This is a genomic window from Candidatus Poriferisocius sp. (genome assembly GCF_965219815.1).
Lineage (GTDB): Bacteria > Actinomycetota > Acidimicrobiia > Acidimicrobiales > Bin134 > Poriferisocius.
Map to the genome: position 1 here is coordinate 828,763 of NZ_OZ244791.1, position 23,142 is coordinate 851,904.

The 23,142-nt window shown below is 65.9% G+C and carries 17 protein-coding genes; 2 read left to right on the forward strand and 15 right to left on the reverse strand.

Going from position 1 to position 23,142, the window contains the following annotated elements:
* Nucleotides 1-7: 7 nt before the first annotated feature.
* From ACOQPI_RS04045 to ACOQPI_RS04080, 8 genes are all read right to left on the reverse strand, one after another.
* Nucleotides 8-1,159, reverse strand: coding sequence for a PP2C family protein-serine/threonine phosphatase (locus tag ACOQPI_RS04045; RefSeq protein WP_420618421.1), 1,152 nt, complete (start codon nucleotides 1,157-1,159; stop codon nucleotides 8-10).
* A gap of 4 nt (nucleotides 1,160-1,163) precedes the next feature.
* Nucleotides 1,164-1,493: an STAS domain-containing protein gene (locus tag ACOQPI_RS04050; protein WP_420618422.1), complete on the reverse strand. Its 330-nt coding sequence runs from the start codon at nucleotides 1,491-1,493 to the stop codon at nucleotides 1,164-1,166.
* Nucleotides 1,494-1,626: 133 nt separating this feature from the next.
* Nucleotides 1,627-2,805 carry a lipid-transfer protein gene (locus ACOQPI_RS04055; protein ID WP_420618423.1) on the reverse strand — a complete coding sequence of 393 codons (1,179 nt, stop codon included), beginning with the start codon at nucleotides 2,803-2,805 and terminating at the stop codon, nucleotides 1,627-1,629.
* 9 nt (nucleotides 2,806-2,814) lie between these two features.
* Nucleotides 2,815-4,218, reverse strand: a complete 1,404-nt coding sequence (locus ACOQPI_RS04060; RefSeq protein ID WP_420618424.1) for an OB-fold domain-containing protein — start codon at nucleotides 4,216-4,218, stop codon at nucleotides 2,815-2,817.
* 27 nt (nucleotides 4,219-4,245) lie between these two features.
* Nucleotides 4,246-5,046 carry a bifunctional DNA-formamidopyrimidine glycosylase/DNA-(apurinic or apyrimidinic site) lyase gene (gene mutM, locus ACOQPI_RS04065; RefSeq protein WP_420618425.1) on the reverse strand — a complete coding sequence of 267 codons (801 nt, stop codon included), beginning with the start codon at nucleotides 5,044-5,046 and terminating at the stop codon, nucleotides 4,246-4,248.
* Nucleotides 5,047-5,049: 3 nt separating this feature from the next.
* Nucleotides 5,050-5,853, reverse strand: coding sequence for a nucleotidyltransferase family protein (locus ACOQPI_RS04070; RefSeq protein ID WP_420618426.1), 804 nt, complete (start codon nucleotides 5,851-5,853; stop codon nucleotides 5,050-5,052).
* 14 nt (nucleotides 5,854-5,867) lie between these two features.
* A complete protein-coding gene (locus ACOQPI_RS04075) occupies nucleotides 5,868-9,245 on the reverse strand; it encodes a UvrD-helicase domain-containing protein (protein ID WP_420618427.1) in 3,378 nt (1,125 codons plus the stop codon).
* 2 nt (nucleotides 9,246-9,247) lie between these two features.
* Nucleotides 9,248-12,442, reverse strand: a complete 3,195-nt coding sequence (locus ACOQPI_RS04080; protein WP_420618428.1) for a PD-(D/E)XK nuclease family protein — start codon at nucleotides 12,440-12,442, stop codon at nucleotides 9,248-9,250.
* 196 nt (nucleotides 12,443-12,638) lie between these two features.
* On the opposite strand from ACOQPI_RS04080, the gene ACOQPI_RS04085 reads away from it, so the two are divergent.
* The gene (locus tag ACOQPI_RS04085; RefSeq protein ID WP_420618429.1) at nucleotides 12,639-13,034 is read left to right on the forward strand and encodes a hypothetical protein; all 396 of its coding nucleotides are present in this window, start codon (nucleotides 12,639-12,641) and stop codon (nucleotides 13,032-13,034) included.
* A 39-nt stretch (nucleotides 13,035-13,073) separates the two neighbouring features.
* Here ACOQPI_RS04085 and ACOQPI_RS04090 read toward each other — a convergent pair whose 3' ends face one another.
* The gene (locus ACOQPI_RS04090) at nucleotides 13,074-13,679 is read right to left on the reverse strand and encodes a class I SAM-dependent methyltransferase (RefSeq protein WP_420618430.1); all 606 of its coding nucleotides are present in this window, start codon (nucleotides 13,677-13,679) and stop codon (nucleotides 13,074-13,076) included.
* A gap of 60 nt (nucleotides 13,680-13,739) precedes the next feature.
* Here ACOQPI_RS04090 and ACOQPI_RS04095 point away from each other — a divergent pair, with 60 nt between their 5' ends.
* Entirely contained in the window at nucleotides 13,740-14,939 is a 1,200-nt protein-coding gene (locus ACOQPI_RS04095) for a phosphotransferase family protein (RefSeq protein WP_420618431.1), read from the forward strand.
* On the opposite strand, the gene ACOQPI_RS04100 is transcribed toward ACOQPI_RS04095, so the two are convergent.
* The 6 genes from ACOQPI_RS04100 to ACOQPI_RS04125 form a co-directional block, all read right to left on the reverse strand.
* Nucleotides 14,936-15,850, reverse strand: coding sequence for a RecB family exonuclease (locus ACOQPI_RS04100; protein WP_420618432.1), 915 nt, complete (start codon nucleotides 15,848-15,850; stop codon nucleotides 14,936-14,938). The genes ACOQPI_RS04095 and ACOQPI_RS04100 overlap by 4 nt on opposite strands.
* Before the next feature lie 35 nt (nucleotides 15,851-15,885).
* Nucleotides 15,886-17,970, reverse strand: a complete 2,085-nt coding sequence (locus ACOQPI_RS04105; RefSeq protein ID WP_420618433.1) for a DNA gyrase/topoisomerase IV subunit B — start codon at nucleotides 17,968-17,970, stop codon at nucleotides 15,886-15,888.
* Entirely contained in the window at nucleotides 17,964-20,384 is a 2,421-nt protein-coding gene (locus tag ACOQPI_RS04110) for a DNA gyrase/topoisomerase IV subunit A (RefSeq protein WP_420618434.1), read from the reverse strand. The genes ACOQPI_RS04105 and ACOQPI_RS04110 overlap by 7 nt, the downstream gene beginning before the upstream one ends.
* Nucleotides 20,385-20,487: 103 nt before the next feature.
* The gene (locus tag ACOQPI_RS04115) at nucleotides 20,488-21,240 is read right to left on the reverse strand and encodes a glycosyltransferase family 2 protein (protein WP_420618435.1); all 753 of its coding nucleotides are present in this window, start codon (nucleotides 21,238-21,240) and stop codon (nucleotides 20,488-20,490) included.
* Nucleotides 21,237-22,169: an SDR family NAD(P)-dependent oxidoreductase gene (locus ACOQPI_RS04120; RefSeq protein ID WP_420618436.1), complete on the reverse strand. Its 933-nt coding sequence runs from the start codon at nucleotides 22,167-22,169 to the stop codon at nucleotides 21,237-21,239. Before ACOQPI_RS04120 ends, ACOQPI_RS04115 begins: the two co-directional genes overlap by 4 nt.
* A 145-nt stretch (nucleotides 22,170-22,314) precedes the next feature.
* A complete protein-coding gene (locus tag ACOQPI_RS04125; protein WP_420618437.1) occupies nucleotides 22,315-22,899 on the reverse strand; it encodes an IS3 family transposase in 585 nt (194 codons plus the stop codon).
* Between the last annotated feature and the right edge of the window lie 243 nt (nucleotides 22,900-23,142).

Genomic DNA, 23,142 nt, shown 5'->3' on the forward strand with positions numbered 1-23,142 from the left:
GCAGACATCAAGGGCGCCTCAGTGTGAGGCAGGTGATGTCATCGGATTGTGGGGCATCACCGGCAAAGATCCGCACCCGCTCGAAGACTGCCTCGTTGGCTGATGTCGCGCTTTCGGGCGAGTTGCCCTCGAACACCTCCGCCAGTCGACCCATTCCGAACTGCTGGTTGTCTGCGTTCATGGCCTCGGTCACGCCGTCGGTGTACAAAACCACGGTGTCGCCCGGTTCCAAGGTGATCGACTCCTGGGTGTAGACGACATCGGCTGCGATGCCTACCGCGATTCCCTTGGTGAGCGGCAACTCGGTAACCGTGCCGTCTGCGCTCACCAGCATCGGGGGGTCGTGGCCGGCGATGGAGTAGGTGAGCAATCCGGTCTCCGGGTTGTACAGGGCGTAGATCAGGGTGACGAACATGAAGGTCGGGTTGTCTTGTTGGAGCTGGTTGTTGACTTCGGTCAACACCTTCGCCGGGTCGCGAACGCCGATGGCCGCTCCCTTTAGAGCAGTCCGGCTGGACATCATGAACATCGAGGCGGGAATGCCCTTGTCGGAGACGTCGGCCACCACGAGGCCGACGTTGTTATCGAGCTTGAAGTAGTCGAAGAAGTCGCCTCCCACGTTGCGGGCCGGCTCCATGTTGGCCGAGACCTCGCACCCCTCAGTCACCGGGGGAATAGTGGGCAGAATGGACTGCTGGAGTTGGCTGGCGATGCTCAGCTCGTTCTGAAGGGCCACGAGCTGGTCGCGTGACGACAGGGCCTCCCGCCATTCGGCTAAATGCTCCAGTGTGCGGCTAATTGTGATCTTCAGGTCGTCGAAGTCGATGGGCTTGGTGACGAAGTCGAATGCTCCCCGGTTCATGGCGGTGCGGATGTTGTCCATGTCGCCGTAGGCGGAGACGATTACCGCGCGGAGATTGGGGTCGACGTCGGGGAGCTGCTGGAGCAGGGTCAGGCCGTCCATCTTGGGCATGTTGATATCGGACAGGACCATGTCGATGGTGGGGTCGGCGTTGAGCTTCTCCAGTGCATCCAATCCGTCTCGGGCGAATACGAACTCGTATTCGTTGGAGCGGATTTGCCGCCGCATCCGCTGAAGGATCAGGGGCTCAAGATCCGGTTCGTCGTCGACGACCAGGATCCTGTAGGTGTCGGTCAAGGGTTTAGCCCTGTTTGGCGTCTTCTACCGATGGAAAAACATTGATGATCTGATCGAAGCCGCTGATGCGGAACACGTCGCCTACCGCTTCGGTCAATGAGCAGATGCTGAAAGACTTGTTCTGCTTGTCGAGGTTCTGCGCTGCCATCAGTAGCACCCTGAGGCCCGCGCTGCTGATGTACTCAAGACCACCGAGGTCCAGGATGATCTGCTGGTCGCCAGGATCGAACATTCCTTGCAGGGACTCCAGAAAATCCGACGCATTGGATCCGTCTACCCGGCCTGAAGCATTGACGACCAGTGTGTCGCCGGAGCGGTCGTGGCTGAATTCCATAGTTGGGCCTCTCTCGTTGGGTCCTGTCTTGGATCATTCTGTCAGCCGGGATCATACACATTCCAATGGGCTGAGGGGCAGGGAGAAGCCAATCGAAGTGCACGCCACGCCGAAATCTCGACGGTTCAGGGAGTCAGCGAGGCTGGGAGAGGATGAGCGCGCTGGTGGGGACCGCGGTTCCTGCGGTGGCCAGCACATTTTCCACGTTGTCGATCTGGTTGACCGAAGTGCCGCGAATTTGGCGCACGCCTTCGGCAATGCCGTTGAGGCCGTGGATATAGGCCTCCCCAAGCTGGCCCCCGTTGGTGTTGATGGGCAGGCGGCCATCCCGACCGAGGTGGCCATCACGGATGAAGTCCTTGGCCTCGCCCTTTTCGCAGAAGCCGAACTCCTCGAGTTGGGGGAGCACCAGCGGGGTGAAGTGGTCGTAGATGATGGCGGTCTGGATGTCGTCGGCGCTCAGGCCGCTCGTCTCGTAGAGCTGGCGGGCGCACAATCCCATCTCGGGGATGCCCGTGATGCTGTCCCGGTAATAGCTCCTCATCATGTGCTGGTCTTCGGCCACTCCCTGGGCGGCTGAGGCGATGACTGCCGGCTTCTGCTTCAGCTCTTTGGCCCGCTCGGCTGTGGTCACCAGCAGAGCCTGGGCGCCGTCGGTCTCCTGGCAGCAGTCCAGCAGGCGCAGCGGCTCCACGATCCAGCGGCTGTTCTGGTGGTCTTCCAGGGTAATGGGGCGTTGGAAGAAGTGGGCGTAGGGATTGGTGGCCGCGAAATCCCGGTCGACCACCGACACTCGCCCGAAGTCCTCAGTGGTGGCCCCGTACTCGTGCATGTAGCGGGTGGCGAACATGGCTACCCAGGAGGCCGGCGTGACCAACCCGAACGGCGAGCTCCAGGAGAAGCTGACCTCAGACGCCTCGGCGCCGGCGGGCCGGTCTTGCACCCCGGCCCCGAAGCGGTGCCAGGAGCGCTCGTTGAAAGCCCGATAGCACAGCACGTAGTCGGCGGCGCCGGAGTAGATGGCCTGGCAGGCCACCGCGACCACCCCGCAGGCCGCCCCGCCCCCATGGTGGACCATGGAGAAATGGGTCAGCTCGTCGATCCCCAGATTGCGGGCCACCTCGATCTCGGGATTCTGCTCGGCCGAGTAGGTCACCATGCCGTTGACCTTCTCGGGGGGAAGACCGGCGTCCTCGCAGGCGGCCAGGCAGGCTTCCACTGCCTGGTCCATCGGGGTTCGGCCCGAGTCTTTGGTGAACGGGGTGGCGCCGATCCCGGCGATGGCGCTGTGGTAGGCGTAGTTCAGGCTCATGGTGCTCTCCTACTTGCGGGCCAAGGCCAGTTCGACGGTTCCGGTCACATGCGGTCCCCGGCTGTTCTGTCCTCGAAACGACACTTCGACGATGTCTTCGCCATCGGACTCCCGTTTGGCGGTGACCGATCCCGACATGGTCATGCAGTCGTAGGGGTAGTTGGGGGCGCCCAGGCGGATCTTCAGGTTCTTGAACACGGCATCGGGGCCGGCCCAATCGCTGATATAGCGGGCCGAGAGGCCGCTGGAGGTCAGGATGTTCATGAAGATGTCCTCGGAGCCCTTCTTGAGGGCCATGTCCCGGTCGTGGTGGACGTCTTGGTAGTCGCGTGAGGCGATGGCAGTGGAAACGATCAGGGTGGGGGTGAGGGGAATAGGGCACAGCGGCAGTTCGTCGCCCACGCTCACCTCATCAAAGGTCAGCGTGGATGGGTTGCGTGGGGCGCGGGCGGGCCGGAATACCGGAATGCTCACATCCTCATGGGTCTGCATGTGCCAGGCCTGAAGCGGCATGCCCACTTTGAGCTGATCGGTGTCGCAGTCGGTGATGTTGGTGACGAGGCGGACGCCCTCTTCCAGCTCCACCAGCCCGATGTTGAGGGGGTAGTCGAATGACGGGACCCGGGGGTGGTGGGACACGACGTATGAGTACAGCGTGCCCTTGCCGGAGGCCACGACATAGCCCATGTCGGTGGACCCGCAGGCGGGGCAGCGGGTGCCGGGCGGGTGCTGGAGGTACCCGCAGTTGAGGCACTTTTGGATGCGCAACTCCCCGACCCGGCTGCCCTGCCAGAAGAAGTCGGTGTCCTGGTTGCGGCTGGGGCGGGGGCGCGGCGGGCGCTCGTTGGAGGTGTCATCTCCTGAACTGGCGGTGCGGCCGGTGCCCGGGCGGAACTTGAGGATGCGGAAGAACATGGAACCGAGGTGTTCGCCGTTCTGGTCGAGGTACTCGGTCTCGGTGGTGACGAAGTGGCCGATGCCAAGCGCGGTCTGCTTCTCTTCCGACACGTCCACCAGCTTGACGGTGCCGGTGAGGTGGTCGCCGAGCTTGAGGTAGCGGTGGTAAACGTGCTCGGAGTTGGTGGCCACCACGCCGACGTAGCCCGCTTCGTCCAACATTGCGTACACGCCGGAAGCGGGGTCTTTCGGGTCGTTGACCCTCGGGACCAGGCCGATCATGGTCCATGCGTTGAGCATGGCGGGTGGGGCGACCACTTCGCCGTGAGGCCCTTGGCTGGCCGCGTCGGGTTCGGTGTAGAGGGGGTTGGCGTCCTCCATGGCATCGCACCAGTGGCGGATCATGGGTTGGTTGACCGGGTCGCGGGCGACTGTCGGGGTGCCGGTGGTCCCGACCTCTCGGCGCAGCTTGGCGACGAACGCTTCCTTCTGCTCGTCGGTCATCTCATCGCTCATACGCATCCCCTTCGACCGCAGCGGACGTTATCGCGGCTGGCATTGAGGGCAGAAAGTCAGTGTGCGGGCATCGTAGGTTCGGTGTTGCAGCGGGACGGAGCAGCGCAGGCAGGGCTGGCCCGAGCGGCCGTAGCAGACCAAGGCATGCTGGTGGCTGCCCTGTTCGCCGTCGGCGTTGCGGTAGTCCCGCAGCGTTGTGCCGCCGTCGGCCAGCCCGGCTTCCAGCACCTGCACCAGGGCGGCGTGGAGCCTCGATGCTGCTGCTCGGCTGATCTGGCGCTTGGCCGGGTGGACGCCGGCAATCCACAGGGCCTCGGTGCCGTAGATGTTGCCGACGCCGGCCACCGGGCGTTGGCTCAGGAGCTGGGTGGGGATGCGGCGGCGGCTCTTGCGGAGGGCTTGGTAGAAGCCCTCCGCGGTGAAGTCGGGGCTGAGGGCGTCGGGGCCCTGGGCGGCCAGGGTGGGAATGGTGTCGTATTGGCCGGCGGAAACGCAGCGGATGCGGCCGAAACGCCGGACGTCTCGGTAGACGAGAACCTCATCGCCGTTGAGCTGCCACCAGGCCCGGATGTAGGGGTCGTCGGTGACTTCGGGAGCAAGCGCCAGCGAGCCGGTCATGCCCAAGTGGATGATGAGCTCCCACCCGTCGTCCAGGCTGGTGATCAGGTACTTGCCCTTGCGGCTGAGTGCTTGGATCGTGGCGCCGATGGCGTCTCTGGCGGGCGTGAATTTCGCTGACTCGTGGGAGTGGGCATCTTGGATGCGGCGGCCTTGGAGTCGGGGGGCCAGTTGACGGCGGATGGTTTCGACTTCGGGCAGCTCGGGCACAGGTCAGCGGGATTTGAGCGCGGCGCGGGCGATTTCCAGGTCGTTGGGGTTGGTGACGCCGATCCAGGTCTCTTCGGTGGCAACCACCCGGACGGTGAGATCCCCCTTCTCCATTTGGGCGGCGACGGCGTCGGGGAGGAGGTATTCGGCCGAGGGGCTGTCGCGGTGCTCTTCGAGGAATCGGCTGAAGCCGTTTGTGAGGTCATCGAGGAATCCGGGGGAGAAGGCCCACAGGTTCATGGACACGATGGTGTCCTTCGGGAAGGCGTTGTCGGCTCGGGAGATTCCCTCGCGCTCCACGATGGCGGTGAGGCAGTCGCCGTCAACCTGGCAGATGCCGCGAGTAACGGTCCCCTTGGATGGCAAAGTGTGGTGCAGTCGGTAGCCGCACAGCCAGGCCTCGCCGTTGGCCATCCCATCGATGGCGTGGGCCAGAGCGGCGTAGGCGGCGGGGCCGTAGTAGTCGTCGGCATTGCACACCATGAACGGCCCGGCCACCGCCTGTGCCGCCGACAGCACGGCGTGGGCGGTGCCCCATGGCTTGGGCCTCGCCGGGCCGTGCTCGTCTTGGCGCACGTAGGCCACATCGAGATCGCCGGGCAGCCCACCGCGATCCGCAAAGTGCTGGCGGACGTCGGCCTCGATGTCGCTTCGCACAATGAGCACCACCCGCTCGGCCCCCGCAGCTCGGGCATCGGCGATGGCGAAATCCAAGAACGCCTCGCCGTTGGGTCCCACCTGGGCCAGCTGCTTGGTGCCGCCGAACCGCGACCCCAGCCCCGCAGCCATCACCACCAACGTGAACATCGCTCTTCTTCCTATCAGGCCGCAGTGTCGGCCAGCCTCCGGTGGACTTCATCTTGGGCTGCGGCGAGCCTGTCGCCAGCGATGACAACCTCTGTCGCCTCCTGGCCTTGGCGGGCGAACACCAGCACGCAGCGGTTCACCTCTTCGCCCACTGCCTGCTCCACCGCGAGGGAATAGGCCGCCAACTGAAGCTGGTAGCGGTCCACTTTGGCTTCTAGGACATCATCATCGTGGATGTCGTCGGTCTTGTAGTCCACTACCACCAGGCCCTCTGGAGCCCGGTACAGCAGGTCGATATATCCCTCCACCACGGTGTCATCCACCTGGGCGGCCACGAACAGCTCTTTCCAATGGTTGTTGGCGGCGGCTTCTCGCACGGTCTCGGAATCCAAGGCCGATTGGGCAAGGGCGCGGACAGTTGTCGCGGCTTGCGAGATGCCCTCGGCTTCGGCTTGGGCCGCGGCCACCGGGCCGAGGGTGTCGGGATCGGCGTCCAAGTCCACCGTTTGCAGCACACCGTGGACCGCGCTGCCGATCTTGGTACCAGCTCGGCCTTTGCGCGACGGCGACCGATCGTCGTCCCCGTCAGTTGGCCCGTCCTTAGCCAAGCCGGGGAGTTGATCGACATCTTCATCTTCGGTCTCAATCCAGGCGATTCTCGAGGCGCTCATGGTTGACGGCTTCTCTGCGTCGGCCATGAATGCTTCACGCTCGCTCTGCCAGTTTGTGAACGTTGCCATGGCCGGTGGGTCAGACCCTCCAGAGGTCTTTGGCTCGGGTACCTCCTCCGCTTCGGGCAGCCCTTCTTCTTCGGGCGGGGAATCCTCCTCGGACAGCCATTCTGCTTCGGGCAGCCAGGCGGCGTTGTCCACCACCATCTCGGCCATCGACGGCATTGCTGTGCTGTTCTCGCCTCGCTCCATGCGATGGGCCGACACCACCAGGTGGTCCATGGCTCGGGTGAGGGCCACGTAGAGCAGGCGCACCCTTTCGGCGTGCTCCATCTCCTCCTCATGGTCTTGATGGTCGGCGAACGACTTGGTCCGCAAGAGGTTGTTGAAGCGCACGCCGAAGCCACCTTCAGCAGGCCACACCATCGAAGCCGACATGGGCCGGCGCCGGGCGTAGGTCCCCGACAGGATGACGATGGGGAACTCCCGGCCCTTGGCAGCGTGGATAGTGGTGATGCGCACCGCGTCGTCGTCGGTCTCCGACAAGATGACGTCGGATTCTCTGGTCCGCTCTCCGATCTTTCGTTCCACCCAGGCGACGAACTCCCGCAATCCCCGTCCGCCAGACTCTTCGAATTGGCGAGCCTGGTCGATAACCACGTTGAGGCTGCGCCACACATCCCGGGCACGGTGGCGGCCGAAGCAGCTCGACTCCATCAGCCGTCGCTGCTCCACGATGCGCTCGAGAATCTGGCTGGGATTCAGCCAGCGCACCTCGTTGTGCAGTTTGGCCAGCCACAACATGGCCTCGCCCACCGGATGACCACTGGGGAGGTCTTGGGGCCTATTCGCCGTGTAGTTCCACTGGCCCCGGTAAGCCACCTTGTAGGTGAAGAGGTCGTCGTCACCGCAGCCGAAGGCAGGGGATCGCAGGGCATTCAGTAGGGCGACCTCGTCGGTGGGATCGGCCAGCGCTCTCACCGTCGCCATCACCTCCCTGATGATCTGGCTGGTCCAGATCAGCGAGCCCGCCTCGATCCGGTAGGGGATGCCGTGGGCCTCCAATGCCTGCTCAAGCTGGGGGAGTGAGGTGCGGGTGGGCAGGAGGATGCAGATGTCCTCCAGCCGGGCCGGCCGCCAGCGTTGGCGTTTCTCCTTGTCCATGCCGTCGCCCACCGACCAGCCTTGGCCGACCGCGGTCAAGATGGCCTGGGCTACCTCCTGGGCCTCGACCACGCGCAGGCCGCGGGTACCGGCTGTTCTGGGATGCTCCCGGTCGAGCACCGCCACCGCAGGCCCGTTCGGAGGCTGCTTCCGAACAGGCTCGAGGGCCTGATAGCTGGGCTGGACGTGCTGCTCTGAGGGGCTGGGCGGAGCCATGAACTCCTCGAACAGGGCATTGATCCAATCCAGGACGGGCGCGACCGACCGGAAATTGCGGGTGAGCGACTTTCGATCCACGGATTGGGCTTGTCCTGCCTGGGTGTACAGGGCGATATCGGCTCGGCGGAACCGGTAGATCGACTGCTTCGGATCGCCCACAAAGAAGAGCCGTCCCGCCTCGTCCTGCAACTCGGACCAGTGTCGGTGGTCGCCAGACGGCGTGGCGATGAGCTTGGCCACTTCAATCTGGATGGGGTCGGTGTCTTGGAACTCGTCGAGCAGCAGTCGCTGATAGCGCCCGGCCAGTGCCTCTCTCACCTCTTGACCGTGCTGAGGGTGTCGCAGCAAATCTCGGACCAGAACCAGCAGATCGTGATACTCCAACACCCCCAGGCGGCGGCGGTCTTCGGCGGCTTCGAGGGTGAATGCCGCCAGCACCAGGGTCAGCCGCTCGATCAGCACATCGGCCACATGCGCTCGGAGGTCCTTGATGGCGTCGCCCAGCCCTCGCAGTCGGGCGGCCACCTCTGGCAATGATGGGTCGTCGCTCTCCTCATCGGGCCAGTTGCCCTTCTGGCCCGCCTTGGTGAAGCTCAGCCCGGGAACGAACAACAAACGCAATATCTGGTCGGGGTCTCCCGCCGCCCCCCGCAGCAATTCGGCCCGCTCGGCGATGGCGTCGAGCTTGGGCAGCATTCGGTCGGTGGGGTCTGAGCAATACATCGACAGGGCGGCCACCTCGCCGAACCAGATCGGGAATCCGCTGACATCGGGAAGGCCGATCGGACCCGTGGGAGGCGGCTGCTTGCCCATTTCCCGGGCGGCCAGGTCCCAGTTGTCGTCGAGGATTCGAGCCAGATCCCGAAGATGTCCCATGTTGAGGCCCAGGATTCGGGCCAGAACCAAGGCGTGCTCCTGCTCGGAGCTGTGCAGCAACCGGCTCTGAAACTCCACCCACCGGTCTTCGAACGCCTCGGTTGGGCTCACCTCGAGGCGGGGGGGCAATCCGGCCTCGATGGCGTGCTGAGACAAGATGCGCAGCGCGAACCCGTGGAGAGTGGTGATGGCCGCGCCGTCAAGCTGGTCGAGGGCCTCGGCGTGGGCGCCCGACTCGGAGAGCTTCTCGCGCAGGCGATTCTTCAGCTCGGCGGCGGCCTTCTCGGTGAAGGTGATGGCCGCGATGTTCTCCATGGCCACTCCGGTGTCGAGCAGGGAGAGCACTCGGGCGACCAGCGCGGTGGTCTTGCCCGATCCGGCCCCGGCCTCCACGAACAGGGTCGAGCTGAGTTCGGCCTCGATGGCATCCCGGTCGGCTTGGTCGTTCTTGGTGGGCGCCATGGTCAATCCGCCTCGAACTCGAATCCATGGGGTGCCTCGGCCAGGTGCCGGTAGCCGGCCAGGTCGACTCGATCCTGCATGTTCTCCCAGGCCCGGCGGCGCTCCTGGGTGCCGAGCCGGTCGGCGTTGCAGTAGTCGCAGTACTGGCTGTACGGCCCCTCGGTGCGGTCTGGCTGGGGTCGGTCGCAGAACACGCCGCCCTCGATGCCATTGGCAATGGTGTCCACCACCGTGCGGAAGCGGTCCATCACCCGGGGGTTCAGCCGGTAGCCGTAGGCCTTGAACTGCTGGTCGCTGGTGACAAACCAATACTGGGATGTAACCGGGGCATCGGGGTCGTCGATGTGGGACTGGGCGGCCAACCCGTACACCGGAAGCTGGAGCCGGGTTCCCCGCAGGACGGGGTCAAAGTTCCGGCTGCCCTCATCCAAGTCTTTGTAGGGGTCGGCTCTGCCGGTCTTGTAGTCGGTGACCAGCAGCGTGTTCCTCCCGCCTTGGTCCACCCGGTCGGCTCGACCTCGAAACCGCACAGTCCGACCGCTTGGCAGCGGGACGGCCACCGCCTCCAATTCGCCGTCGGGCATTCCGAAGGCCAACTCGCTGGCGGCAGCGGTCACACCATGCAGGCGGCGCTGGTCATCGTCTTCCGACAAGAAGCGCTCCAGGTCGGTCATGATCCGGCGCCGGTCGTGGTGCCAGAACACCGGGGTGCCGGTCAGTCCTTGGGCTTCGGCCTGCTCGCACAACTCCGTTCCGATCTCGAGGAGGCGGTGGCGCTGCTGCTCGCTCCACCGCTGGCCAGGGGGAGGCACCTGGCCGATCTCGAGCTGCTCCCGCACAAAAATGTCCAGGGCGTCGTGAATCAGCGAGCCCTTCTCCAACGCGGAGATCTGGAGCAGCTCCTCGGGCTGTTCGAACGTCTGCACCCGCAAGACGTGCTGGAAGAAATAGCGCATCGGGCAGTCGGCCCAGGTTTCCAGCCTGGTGGGCGACACCACGTCTTCGGTCAAGTCGGCGACTTCGATGCCGGACAGATTGCCGTCGAAGCGGGTGAACTGGTCTGAGGCCCGAGCGGCCACCAACTCGGCCCCTCGGGCCAGAACCAGGTCGTCGCCAGGCAGCACGCCATCGGATCGACCTGGCTGCCCAAGGGCCTTCAGCCGGAACTCTTGGGCGGTGGCCGGGAAATCGGCGTGGAGCGCCCTGCCCGACAGGGAGGGGACGTGCTCGAACCAGCTGGCGGTTTCCTCGTCGGCCAGGCTCTCCAGATTGGTGCTGTCCACGGCGCGTCCTGCCAGTGCGGTGGCGGTGTCCAGCAGCCAGCGGGACGGGTGCTGTTCACACGCCCGCCGGGCGTCGCCTCGGGCGTACACCAGGGTGCTGGCCTCGGCTGAGGCCAGCGCGGCCAATAGGTGGCGATGCTGATCGTCCATTCGATCGGAGAGCAGGGCGAGATCATCGCTGGCGGCCTTGCGCTCCCGGTCGGGCAGCAGCGGATCGTCGGAGGGGCTGTGGGGGAATGCCCCTTCGGCCATGTTGATCACGATCACTCGATCCAGCTCCATCCCCAGCGAGGCACCGATCTCCTCAGTGAGCACCCCGTGGCCGACTCGGCCAGCACGACCGGTGGATGCGCCTAACTCCGAGATCAGGGTGTGCCGGAACGTGGCCGACCGGGGACGGCGGTCGATCTCGTCCAGGTTGGCCAAGCGGTCGAGGATCCCCTCGATTTTGCGGGCGGCCTCCTGCTCGGGTTCGGGCCAGGGTTGTCGGGCCTCCTCGTCACCCAGATAGTTGTTGATCAGCTCCTTGATCCACCCACACCAGTCCTTCCAGTTGGCCGGTTCCGGCTCAGGAGACAAGTCGTCAATGAGCCGGACCATGAAACGGGCCAGAGACTCGGCATGGTCGGCCTCCCGTCGGCGCCTCTCAACCCGTGCGTCCACCCTGTCGGGATCGCTCTGTTCTTGCTGGGCGGCCTTTTGCTGCTCATCGGCGTATCGGTAGAGCCGCGTCCCCCACTGCTCGGCACCTCGAGCCACTCCGGCCCGGCGCGACACCCGCTCCCACGCCATCACCAGATCGGTGGCCAGCGAGGACTGCTGATCTGCGGCCTGTTTAGGAGGCACGGTGGCCGATGCCACCGATAGCAAGGCGAACACCTCGTCTCGGCGGAAGTCCCGGCCCTCCAGGTTCAGCAGGGCGATGAGCCCTCGGCCGGCCAGCGAGTCGGCCAGGGTGCGCCCGCTGGGGCCGTTGTATGCGATGTCCTCGGCATCGAGTTGATCGTGAAGCTGGCGGATCACCGGCCCGCCACCGCCGCACAGCACGGCGATCCGGCTAAGGGGGATGCCGTCTCGGGCCGCGTGTACCACCTCTCGTACCGCAACCCGGACTTCCTCGTCGGCGCTGGCCGTGCTGATGATCCGCCGGCCGTGGGGCGGGCTGATCTCAGGCCCAGAGCCGAGCCTCGCCCCCATGCAGTCGACCGACTCCGCCACCGCGCTGTCGGCCCTCCCGTTTCCGGTGAGCCCGGCGATTACCGCCACCGGGGTCGCTTCGGACAAAGCGGCGATCATCAGCCCCTGTGATCGAGTGATCCGCTGGGGCAGGTGGATGATCACCGGACCGAACTCTTGGAGGATGTCGCTGAACGATCCCGTCTCCAGCGCGTTGACGGCCAGCTCGCCCAGATCGTGGCCGTCGTACCACTGGAACTTCAGCTCGTCTCCGACTTGACGGCAGATGCGGACGACATCAGCGGCTCGGCGGCTTTGTGACGCCAGCGTGTCGAGCTGATCTTCGGACAGCTCCCGCAAATCTCGGTAAGACCGCGCCAAGGCCTGCTCGGTGGCGGGGTGGAGGGCCGATCTGCGGAACAGGCCAGGATCGGAATTCAACACGCTGCGCACGGTGGCGCTGAGCACCGGGCCAGAAAGCGGCTTGCGCTTGAACTCCGTCGCCATCTGCCGACCGGCCAAGCGCTCGGCCAGGTCGAATAGCTTGAGGAAGTTCACCGCGGCAATCCCCCGGCCCGTGGCCCCCAACGCCCTTCGAACTGCCAACCCAGCGATATTGGTGGGAACCACGACCGTGACCGGTGCCAGCGGGTCGCCGTTCTTGAGCGCGGCTATCTGCTCACCCAGCCGCTCAGTGGCGGGCGGCCCATACGGGGTGCAGATCACCTCGATGCCCACGGCCAAGACTCTAGAGACCCCCAGTGACTGTTCCTCAGGTCTGGTGCTTCAACGGGCGTCGATTTCCTGTCGGGGGTCGACCTCGACCACCCGAAATGGCGGTTGTCGGGTCTCGTGGCTGCGGGTAGGGTGCAAACACCACGTGTGGGCGGTTTGTCGGTCCTCCTTTGAGATTTCTTGATGGGAGAGGCTGGGTATGCTTGTGGATGAAGCGAGGCGTTTGGCGTTGCTAAGCCGTTTGAGCGAGGTGCTGGGTGAGGAGGAGGCGAGAACGTTGATCGAGTGTCTGCCTCCTGTGCGCTGGGAACATCTCGCTACCAAAGACGATGTCAAAGCGAGCGAAGACCGGATACGCACCGAGATGAACGGCAAATTCGCCCTAGTCGATGCCGAGTTCGCCAGGGTTCACACCCGCATCGACGGCCTAGAACACAAAATGGACGGCCTAGAGCACAAAATGGAAGCCGGATTCGAGAGCCTTCGAGGCGAGACCGCGCTTCAGATGGCCAAGCTGACCCGGACGATGGTGTTCATCATGTCGGGGTTCATGTTGACGATCTGGGGCACGATGCTTGGCATCGGGCTGACGTAGCCGCCCTTCCGTTCAGTAGCGGGCTCCATCCGCAGCCGGTCAGAGGGCTGCGGCGTAGACAGCGAAGAGGGGGTCGCCGGGGACTCCCGGAGGGATGCACTGCTTGGTGGCTGGCTCGGCCCATCCTTCCGCGGCTTCGAAGTAGCGGCGGACGATCTCCAAGTGTCCGGCGTCGTCGGCGTAGAGCCAGCCTCGAATGGCTTTGGTGGGGAAGCACCGATTGGAGAACGTGACCACAAACAGGCCGCCGGGGCGCAGCACTCGGGACACGTCGGTGAACACCTCCACTGGTCTGGTGAGGTAGTCCACCGAGACGCAGCAGGTGACGGCTTCGAAGGAGTCGTCGTCGAAGGGGAGTCGCGGGGTGTGGTTGAGATCGTGAATGAGCCAGTCGTGGGCCTGGGGGTTGGCGGCCAGTTCGACCTCGTTCATTCCCAGGGCCACCAGCCGGTCTGGGGGGTGGGTGAAGTGTGAGATCCACGACGACATCAGATCGAGCACTTCGCCGGTGAGGTCCAACTCTTGGTACAAGGCGCCGACCGCGGCGATGGCCTGGTCGTCTATGTGGGTGACCAGGCGGGGTGGTGAGTAGAAGAAGTGATCGGGGCTGGGATCAGCCCGATCGAAGAAGCCCGGTGGGAACACGAGGTGCTGAGCGTAGACGCACAATGCGCAGCAGGTGATGGAGGGGCTTAGCCTGGTCGGGTGAGCGAGTTGGATGGTGAGCTGCTGGCGTGGGTGGAAGAGTGCTGCGGCCAGGCCGTTGCTGATGCGGTTCGCATTCCGGGGGGCGCTTCCCGCCAGGCGTGGGTGGTGACGCTGGATGACGGGGGGCAGCGGTTCTTGCGGATGGATGCAGGAACCTCGGCGCTCTCCGCGGTGGGCTACGACCTGGCTCGAGAGGCTCGGGCTTATCAGTGGCTGACCGACAAGCCGGTGCGAGCGGCCGAATTCTGTGGTCTTAGCCCCGATGGGCGGGCGCTGCTGTTGGACTTTGTAGAGGGAGCGCCGGGTCCGCTGAACGATCCCGACCTAGCCAGGGATTTCATGGGACAGGTCAATGCCCTTCATGCTCTTGAGCCGCCCGACGATCTGGCCCACGACGATCTGGAGGTGTGGACCCGTCTCTATCGGGAGCACTGCCCTGAGCCCGATCCGCTGATCGATCTGGGGTTGCGTCAACTGGCTGAGACCGCGCCCGGACCGCCGGAGCGGGCGGTGCTGGTCCACGGTGATCTGGGGCCGGGCAATGTGCTGCACGACGGCCGTCGAGTAACCGGGATGTGTGATTGGGAGCTGGCCCATGTGGGCGATCCCATGGAGGATCTGGCCTGGATCACGGTGCGGGCCATGCTCACCCCGTTTGTAGACATCAACACTGCGTTCGAGTGGTACGACGGCCCGGTGGATGCCGAGCGGGTGCGCTACTGGCAGCTGGCCTGCCAGGTCCGCAACCTCATCGGCCTGGGGGTGACCGGGGCGGCCGGCGGGGACATGGGCATGGGCATGCTGTTTTCCACCCTCCACCGCCGGGTTACCGCGGAGCTCTTGTGCGAGATCGTCGGAGTGGTGCCGGAGCCCGTTGAGGTGCCCGAGCCGGCCGACACCGAGGCCAGCGCGGTCTACGAAGCCGTGCTCGACGACCTGCGCACGGTGATCGCCCCCGCGTTGGAGGGGTACGCCGCGGCCCGGGCCAAATCGGTGGCCCGGCTGGTGCGCTATCTGGACATGGTGGATCGCATCGGCCCGGTGCTCGCCCACCAAGACCGAGCTGACCGGGACCGTTTCGACATGGGTGACGACGGCGAGGCCGCCCACTATTGGGCTCGGGCCACCCGACGGGAAGAGGCGCTCATGCGCCCGGCTATGGGCCGACTCGCCGGAACCCGGTTGGCTCGGATCTAGTCGACGGCCTTTTCGGCTTGGGCGATCCGTTCGAGGGCGGGGGCATCGGATCGCAGCTTGCCGATCTTGTCGCGGTGGAGCACCTCAGCGGTGCCCTCAGGGCATTGGGCGACGAAGGGGCACCAGCCGCACAGCGGGCCGGCAGAGGCTTCGAACTCTTGGGAGATGCAACTCTCCATGATGGCCAGCCAGGTGGTCCGCAGCTCGTCGACGGCCTCGGTGAGGTTCTCGTCGGTGACTTCCACCTCCACCGCCTTTTGGCCCAGGTAGAGAAGCTGTGCCTTGGCTGGTTTGCGGCCCTCCAGCTCAGTGAGCGCAGCGGCGTACAGCAGCATCTGGGTGGCGTAGTTGGTGGAGAACCGCTCGGAGGGGGCCTTGCCCGACTTGTAGTCGGTAACCACCAAACCGTCGTCGGTCTGATCAACCCGGTCGATAATGCCCCGGAACGGCACCCCGTTGATCTCCACCCTCACGTCCTGCTCGGTGGAGGCGACCGTCACCTCGCGGGGGTCTTCCAGATCCCACAGCCCCTCGATGGCCTTCCAGCCGTTCCATCGAAATTTCAGGCTGGCTTCGTCGTCCAGATCCAATCCCTGGTAATCCCGGCTGTTCTCCAATTTGGGCCACAGCTCGCGGGCCAGTTCCTTGGCCCGGTCTACCGTGCGGTTCTCCACCGGCTCTTGCATCAGCTTCTCCAGCACCATGTGGGCAAAAGTGCCGGTGACCGCGGGCTCGCCGGGCGGGTCGGGCAGGCGGTCGACGTAGCGGAACTTCCAGCGCCGAGCGCACTCCCGATAAGACGACGCACTGGAAGGGGACAGGTGCTTGGGGACGTAGCGCTCCGGGATCTCCATGAGTTTGTCGCTGGCGGGCTCTGCGGCGGGTTCGGCCTGTTCAACGGGATCGGTCATGGTCATGTCTGTTTACCTGATTTCTCTCATGGCCGTCAGTAATCGAGGGCGTCGCGGTCCACCAGCTCGCTGTGGGCGATGAGGAAGTCTTTGCGGCGGCTCACATCCGATCCCATCAGGGTCTCGAACATCTCCTCGGCCTTTTTCACATCGTCAATGGTGAGCTGTCGGAGAGTGCGGGTATCGGGGTCGAGGGCGCACTCGGCAAGCTCGTCGGTGTCCATCTCGCCCAAACCCTTGAACCGGGACCAGCGGATGCTCTCGGCCTTGCGGTTGCCCTTGGCCAACTCGGCGGTTTTCTCGTCTCGCTCGGCGTCGGACCACGCCCGGTGGGTCTGGTCGCCCACCTTGGCGGTGTACAGCGGGGGCTGGGCGGCGTACACCTTCCCGGCCTCCAGCATCGGGCGCATGAAGCGGTGGATGAGGGTGAGTAGCAGGCAGCGGATGTGGCTGCCGTCCACATCGGCGTCGCACAGGATCACGATGCGGCCGTATCGGGCTTTGTCGATTTTGAAGTCTTCGCCCGAGCCGGCCCCCATGGCGGTGAACAGGGCTTGGGCCTCGGCGTTGTCCAGCACCTGCTTCACCGAAGATTTGGCCGCGTTCACCACCTTGCCTCGCAAGGGCAGGATGGCCATGTTCTCCGCGTTGCGTCCCGCCTTGGCCGGGCCGGCGGCCGAGTCGCCCTCCACCAGGATGAGCTCGGATTCCGGGCCGTGGACCCGGCAGTCGGCCAGCTTGTCGGGCATCCCGGTGGAGCCCAGAGAAGCGGCCCGCCGCTTGTTCTCCAAGGTCTGGCGGGCCGACACCCGGCTCAGCACCGCATCGGCGATCTTGGATTGCAGGGCGGTCACGTGGCTCTTGGGGCCGGTTTGGAACCAGCTCTCCAACCCGTCTTTGAGCACGTTGTAGACGATGGACTGCACCGGAGGCGTGCCCAGCTCCTGCTTGGTCTGACCCCGGAACTGCGGCTCGGGCAGGGTGACTTTGACCGCGGCCACCAAACCTTCCTGCACGTCTTCGCGCTGGGCCCGGTCGTTGCCCTGCTTGGCCAGGCGGGCCAGCTTCTTGGAGTCGGCCAGCAGGCTGTCGTTGACCGCCCGGGTCAAGGCCCGCTCAAAACCGGTCAGATGGGTGCCGCCGTGAGGGGTGGGGATGGTGTTGACAAAGGTGACCACCTTGGTGTCGTAGTCCTTCACCCAGCGCATGGCTATGTCCACCTGGCACTGCCGGGTGACCACGGTCATGGCCCCGTCCACCGGCACCTTCTCCTCAAACTCCTCTTCTCCCGGGATGGAGATCACCTCGGTCACGGCCTCGGAGGCCGACAGGTAGCCCACCAGGTCGGCCAGTCCCCCGTGGGAGATCAAATCGACCGGTTCGTTGTCGTGGCTCCGGCGCTTGTCCTCCAGCCTGATTCGCAGTCCGGGCACCAGGAAGCAGGCCTGCTGGGCCCGCTGGCGGATGGTTTCGAAGTCCACCGCGGCGTCTGGGTCGAACATGTCCCGATCGGGCCAGAACCGGATGCGGGTGCCGGTTTTGCGGGTGGAGCGGACCCGCCGCAGCTTGCTGCCCTTGGCGAACTTGTCCCCGTCGAGATGTCCCGCCTTCTGCTTGACGAACCAGAGCTGCCAGGTGGCACCATCGCGGTCCACCTCGGCCCGGAGCCGGGTGGAAAGGGCGTTGACCACCGAAGCGCCCACTCCGTGCAGCCCGCCGGAGGCGCCGTACACCCCGCCGCCGAACTTGCCGCCAGAGTGCAGCTCGGTGAGCACCACCTCAAGGGCCGACACTTTCTTGGTGGGATGGGGGTCAATCGGGATGCCCCGGCCGTTGTCGCTCACCTCCACCGAGTTGTCGGCGTGGAGGGTCACGTCGATTCGGGTGGCGAATCCGGCCCCGGCCTCGTCCACCCCGTTGTCAATCAGCTCCCACACCAGGTGCATGAGACCGTCGCTTCCAGTGCCCCCGATGTACATGCCGGGCCGCTTGCGGACGGCTTCCAACCCCTCGAGGGTGACGATGTCGGAGGCTTCGTAGCTGCCGTTGCCGTTTCCCCCATTGGGAGGGGTGAACAAGTCGGCCTTCTTGCCCCCGGCGCGGGTGGTCTTGGTCACCATCGGGGCATCCCCACGCTCAAGACCACCGCGTGGTCGGCGTCACCGCTCTCCAAGGGAAATGGCACCGGGGCCTTGGCCGGCTTGCCGTTGTCGTCCACTTCGGCCAGAAGATCGGCGGCCGGGGCGATCACGGCCATGGCCAGCGGCTCCCCTCCATCCAGTTGGGTGCCCACCCCGTCGCGCCCGGTGGCCGGGATGTCGGTTACCGGTGTGATGTCCACCGAGCCGTTTGCGCCCACCATGATCACGGCCTCGTCGCCCACCGCACCGGCGGCGGCGATGATCCGGTCGCCGTTCTTGAGTTTCATGCCCCTGACCCCCGATGCCCCCCGCCCCTGGACGGAGATTGATTCGATCGGGGCCCGCAGCGCCCGACCGTGGGCGCTCACCAACACCATCTCGGCGGTGTCCGGCGCACAGAAGGCGGCCTCCACCTTGTCGTTGGGCTTCAGCTTGATCACCTGCTTGGCCGCCCGGCCCTTGTCGGCGTCAGACAGGTCCACACGCTTGACCGTGCCGCCTGCGGTGACAAGGGCCAGCGGATCACTGCCGGGCAGCACCAGCGTGAGCACCGCCTCGCTGCGAATGGTTCCGAACACCTCGGAAGCTCCCGCGCCCCGGCTGCGGCCCGACACCTCGGGAATGGCTGAAACCGACGAGGCGATCACCCGACCGGCCGAGGTCACGGCCAGCACGGTGTCGCCGAGGTCGGCCTCCACCGATGCGGTCAACAAGTCGTGGCGTCCGAACTGCGATCGCCGCCGCCCCCCGACCGATGCCCGACCCACGACGCCGGTGGTGGACAGGGTGACCACACACGGCCCCTCGGCTTTGGGGGTCAGCTCCTCTACCGGGGTGGCCTCGTACACCGGGGCGTCCTGGTGGGCCACGATCTCAGTTCGGCGATCCTGGCCGAACTGCTCCACCAACTCGTCCAGCTCCTTCAGCACCACCGTGCGCTGGCGCTGATCAGAGCCCAGCAGCTTCTCCAACTCGTCGATCAGGGCAATCAGCTCGTCGCGCTCGTCGATGATCTTCTGCTTCTCCAGCGCGGTGAGCCGCCGCAACTGCATGTCCAGGATGTGGGCGGCCTGGACCTCGGTCAGGTCCAGAGCGTCTTGCAAACGCTCTCGGGCCTCGGCGGCGTCGTCGGACCCCCGGATGATGGCCACCACCTCATCGATGTTGTCCAAGGCGGTTATCAGCCCCTCCAGGATGTGGTGGCGGTCTCGGGCCCGGCCCAAGCGATACCGGGTGCGCCGCACCACCACGTTCAGGCGGTGGTCGATGTAGTGGCGGCACAGGTCGTAGAGGCCCACGGTGGTGGGCACCCCGTTCACCAGCACCACGTTGTTCACCGCGAAGGTCTCCTCCAGCGGGGTGAGCCGGAACAGGTCGTAGTACAGCTTCTCGGGCTCCACATGGGGCTCGCACTCGATGAGGATGCGCAGGCCGTGGTGGCGGTCGGAGAGGTTGCGGGCATCATGGATGCCGGGCAGCTTGCCGTCGACGATCAGGTCGTTGATGCGCTTCACCACCTTCTCGGGCCCGACCATGAAGGGGAGCTCGGTGACCTCGATGCCCTTGCGGCTGCGGGTGAGCTTCACCGGCGCCATCTTGGCCTGGAGGCGGATCGAGCCCCGCCCGCTCTCGCAGATCTGGCGCAGCCCGCCCTCCTCGGAGTCGATGGCCATCCCCCCGGAGGGGAAGTCGGGACCGGGCAGCACATCGAGCAACTGGTCGATGGTGGGCTTGGGCCGGCGCTTGGTCATCACCAGCCTGATGGCCTCGGCCACCTCCCGCAGGTTGTGGGGGGCCATGTTGGTGGCCATGCCCACCGCGATGCCGGTGGTGCCGTTCACCAGCAGGTTGGGCAGCCGGCCCGGCAGGCACTCGGGCTCGGTGCTGTCGCCGTCGTAGGTGGGCCGGTGGTCCACGGTGTCCTCGTCGATCTCGGCCAGCATCTCCATGGCGGCGTCGGCCAGGCGGCACTCGGTGTAGCGGGGGGCGGCCGGGGGGTCGTCGAGGGTGCCGAAGTTACCGTGGGGGTCGATCAGGGCGATGGGCCGGGCGAACTCCTGGGCCAGCCGCACGAGGGCGTCGTAGATGGCGGCATCGCCATGAGGGTGGTACTTGCCCATGGTGTCGCCCACCACCCGGGCGCTCTTGCGATGGGGCCCGTCGGGGCGGATCCCCATGTTGAGCATGGAGTAGAGGATGCGGCGCTGTACCGGCTTCAGCCCGTCGCGGGCATCGGGGATGGCTCGGGAGGTGATGACCGACAAGGAGTAAGCCAGAAACGACTCCGACATCTCCTCGTCGACGGGGACAGGCACGATCTCGCGGGCAAAGTCGACATCGGTGTCGGGGTTGTTTATTTCGGCGTCGAACAGGGTCTTTGATCGCTGGGGCATGATTGCCTTAACGGGTTTTCGTAGGGGGAAGTTGGAGTGGGCGAGGCCCAATTAGACGGTACCCGTCCTGGGTGACAGTTGAGCGGAAATCGGCAGCTTACAGTCAGATTTTCGGGATCCGAGCGCGGCTGAGCCGCACCGTTTGGCCGAAGGAGCGGAGAGCGGCCCGCAGCGCCTTCCAGCCAAGGATCGACACCACGCCGGTGGTGCGGTCGTGGTGGGGCACCGGCACCTCGGCCAGGCGGGCCCCGGATCGGGCCAGCATGCCCGACAGCACCACGTTGGGGGCGAAGGTGTCGTCGGGAATGGGGGCCAGCAGCGGGGCCAGGGCAGAAGAGCGCATCAGCCGGTAGGGGCAGTTCACGTCGGCCAGACGGCAGCCGAACGCCGCCCGGGCGGTGAGTCGGGCCGCCTGGGTGATGGCCCGCCGGCCTGCCGACTGGTTCCGGTTGGAGCGAATGCCGATCACCGCGTCCACGTCATGGCGGAGCTCCCATAGCTCGCCAAACGAAGCCGCCGGCATCTCGTCGTCGGAGTCGGTCTGGAACACCCATTCGGCGGTCACCGCTCCCCGCCGGTAGCCCCGCAGAATGGTGGGCCCGTGGCCGCTGTTGGGCTTGGCATCCACCACCAAGCGAGGATGGCGCTCGGCCACCGCCCGCAGAACCTGCTCGCTGGCGTCGGTGGCCCCGTCCACGATGGCGACGAGCTCGTAGTGGATCCCCAGCCCGTCGAGAACCTCAAGCCAGCTCTCGGCCACCGAGCCGACGATCTCCTCCTCGTTGTACACCGGCATGACCGCGCACAACTCAAGCCGGCCGGCCGCTTCGGCGCCGGCCGCTCCGGTGTCGGTCACTCTTGGGCGCTCTGGGCCAGAAGCTGCGCTTCCTTCTCGGCGAGGATGGCGCCGCTCAGGTCGTAGCGGATGGCGGCGGTGTTGGGCTCGGGTCCGGCCCAACCGGGCAACAGGCCCCGCTCGTGGCAGAAGAACTGGGCTTCCACGTTGGCGCCGTTCAGCTCCGCGGCCTCGGGGTCGGTGGCCAGCCAGGCCACCACTGCGCCGATCACATCGGCAGGCTGGCCGGTGTCCTCGAAGCCGAACTGGGCCATGTCTTGGGCGATGCGCTCGGTGGAGATGTAGCCCGGCTGCACGTTGAAGGTGTTGATGCCCTGGGCGCCGTGCTCCGCGGCCAAGAACCCGGCCACCCGGTGAAAGGCGCCCTTGCTGATGCCGTAGCCCATGCCCCAGCCCCCGTCGCCCGCCGCCTCGGTGGGATCGGCGTAGCCCGAGGCCGAGGTGATGTTCACCAGGGTGCCGCTACCCCGCTCGATCATCTGGGGCAAAAGCGCCTTGATGAGCACCAGCGGGGCCAGGCAGTTGGCCTTCAGGTGGTGATCGAGCAGCTCGATCGGGGTGTCGAGCAGGCGGTCCATGTGGCCGGGCCCGATATAGCGCCCGTTGTTCACCACCACGTCCACCCGCCCCCACTGCTCCAGTACCGTGGCCGCCGCGGCCTCCAAGGAGTCGAAGTCCAACAAGTCGGCTGCCACGATCAGCGCATCGCCCCCGGCCTCTGCCACCAGAGCGGCAGTGGCCGACAGGCTGCCGGGCAGTGGCGAGGTGTCCGACCGCTTCACCGTGGACGAGTGCTCCCGCTGCTCGCCGTCGGTCACCGTGCGAGCCGACACCGCCACATCAAAGCCCGCCCGGGCCAGATGCACCGAGCAAGACTTCCCAATCCCCCGGCTAGCCCCGGTCACAAACGCCACTGGTCGGTTACCCATAGCCGTAGTCTGCCCGCTCACGTCCTGTGACTGCTCGTCGAGCCAGGATGGGCGCTCTCAGCTCCCGCCGTGGTGGTCGCCTGCCCCCTCGATGCTGGCGGCTCCCCTGGGCGCGGTCGGCTCGGCTGTGGTGGGCATCGTGGTCCTAGGCGTGGTCGGCCATGGAGCAGCCGACGAGCCGCCTGGGGCCGACGTCAAGCACGACGGCGAGGCGCGGCCAGCTCTGTCCGGTGGGGATATAGGTGATGTCCCCGGCCCACACCCGGTCGGGCGGCCCTGGGCGGAACCGCCAGCGCACCAGGTCCTCAGGCGCCGTTCCGGAGGAGCCTGAGCCCTTGAAGCGGGGCTTGCGTCGCTTGTGGATGCCGTAGATCCCGTTTTGGCGCATGAGCTGCTCGACGCGCTTGCGGTTAACCCTGCGGCCCTGCCGGCGCAGCTGCGCGGTCACCCTGGGCGACCTGTGGGTGCCGCCGGAGTCCGCGTGAACGGCGCGTATCGCGCCGACCAGATCGGCGTCGGCCAGCTTCGCCACCTTGGGCCTGCGCCCCCGAGCGTCGGCCCCCGCCTGCGCCGCCTCGGCACAATAGGCCCCGGGCCCGCCGCGCCCCAGCTCGCGTTGAACCGTGGTGGGATGGCGGCCCAGCCGCCTCGCCGTCTCCGCGGCGCTGCACTCCGCCCGCGCCATCTCCTCGATCCGGACACGCTCCTCGAAACAAAGCCGCCGTGCCATACTGGAAACCTCCACCGGTTGGTTGTCGCCAACACACCGGCCATCATGGCCGATCCGTCGCGACCACCGGTGGAGTTCACCAACTCTCGTCTTGATACTTGTGTATTCATCAATTACTAGACGTTATAGGGCGCGCTCAACGTCGTGTTGTTCGCCAGCTTTATCCTCACAAACTGGGGTGTGATGATTCCCATCTTCGTCGCCTGAACAAGGTCTCTCTGCTGGGGCAGTCCGTGTTGGGAT

Excerpts from the sequence above, each read along its gene's own strand:
- ACOQPI_RS04085 (WP_420618429.1), top strand. The coding sequence starts at position 12,639 with ATGCTTGTGGATGAAGCGAGGCGTTTGGCGTTGCTAAGCCGTTTGAGC.
- ACOQPI_RS04110 (WP_420618434.1), bottom strand. The coding sequence starts at position 20,384 with ATGCCCCAGCGATCAAAGACCCTGTTCGACGCCGAAATAAACAACCCC.
- ACOQPI_RS04125 (WP_420618437.1), bottom strand. The coding sequence starts at position 22,899 with ATGGCACGGCGGCTTTGTTTCGAGGAGCGTGTCCGGATCGAGGAGATG.
- ACOQPI_RS04100 (WP_420618432.1), bottom strand. The coding sequence starts at position 15,850 with ATGACCGATCCCGTTGAACAGGCCGAACCCGCCGCAGAGCCCGCCAGC.
- ACOQPI_RS04120 (WP_420618436.1), bottom strand. The coding sequence starts at position 22,169 with ATGGGTAACCGACCAGTGGCGTTTGTGACCGGGGCTAGCCGGGGGATT.
- ACOQPI_RS04060 (WP_420618424.1), bottom strand. The coding sequence starts at position 4,218 with ATGAGCGATGAGATGACCGACGAGCAGAAGGAAGCGTTCGTCGCCAAG.
- ACOQPI_RS04050 (WP_420618422.1), bottom strand. The coding sequence starts at position 1,493 with ATGGAATTCAGCCACGACCGCTCCGGCGACACACTGGTCGTCAATGCT.
- ACOQPI_RS04055 (WP_420618423.1), bottom strand. The coding sequence starts at position 2,805 with ATGAGCCTGAACTACGCCTACCACAGCGCCATCGCCGGGATCGGCGCC.
- ACOQPI_RS04075 (WP_420618427.1), bottom strand. The coding sequence starts at position 9,245 with ATGGCGCCCACCAAGAACGACCAAGCCGACCGGGATGCCATCGAGGCC.
- ACOQPI_RS04105 (WP_420618433.1), bottom strand. The coding sequence starts at position 17,970 with ATGGTGACCAAGACCACCCGCGCCGGGGGCAAGAAGGCCGACTTGTTC.
- ACOQPI_RS04070 (WP_420618426.1), bottom strand. The coding sequence starts at position 5,853 with ATGTTCACGTTGGTGGTGATGGCTGCGGGGCTGGGGTCGCGGTTCGGC.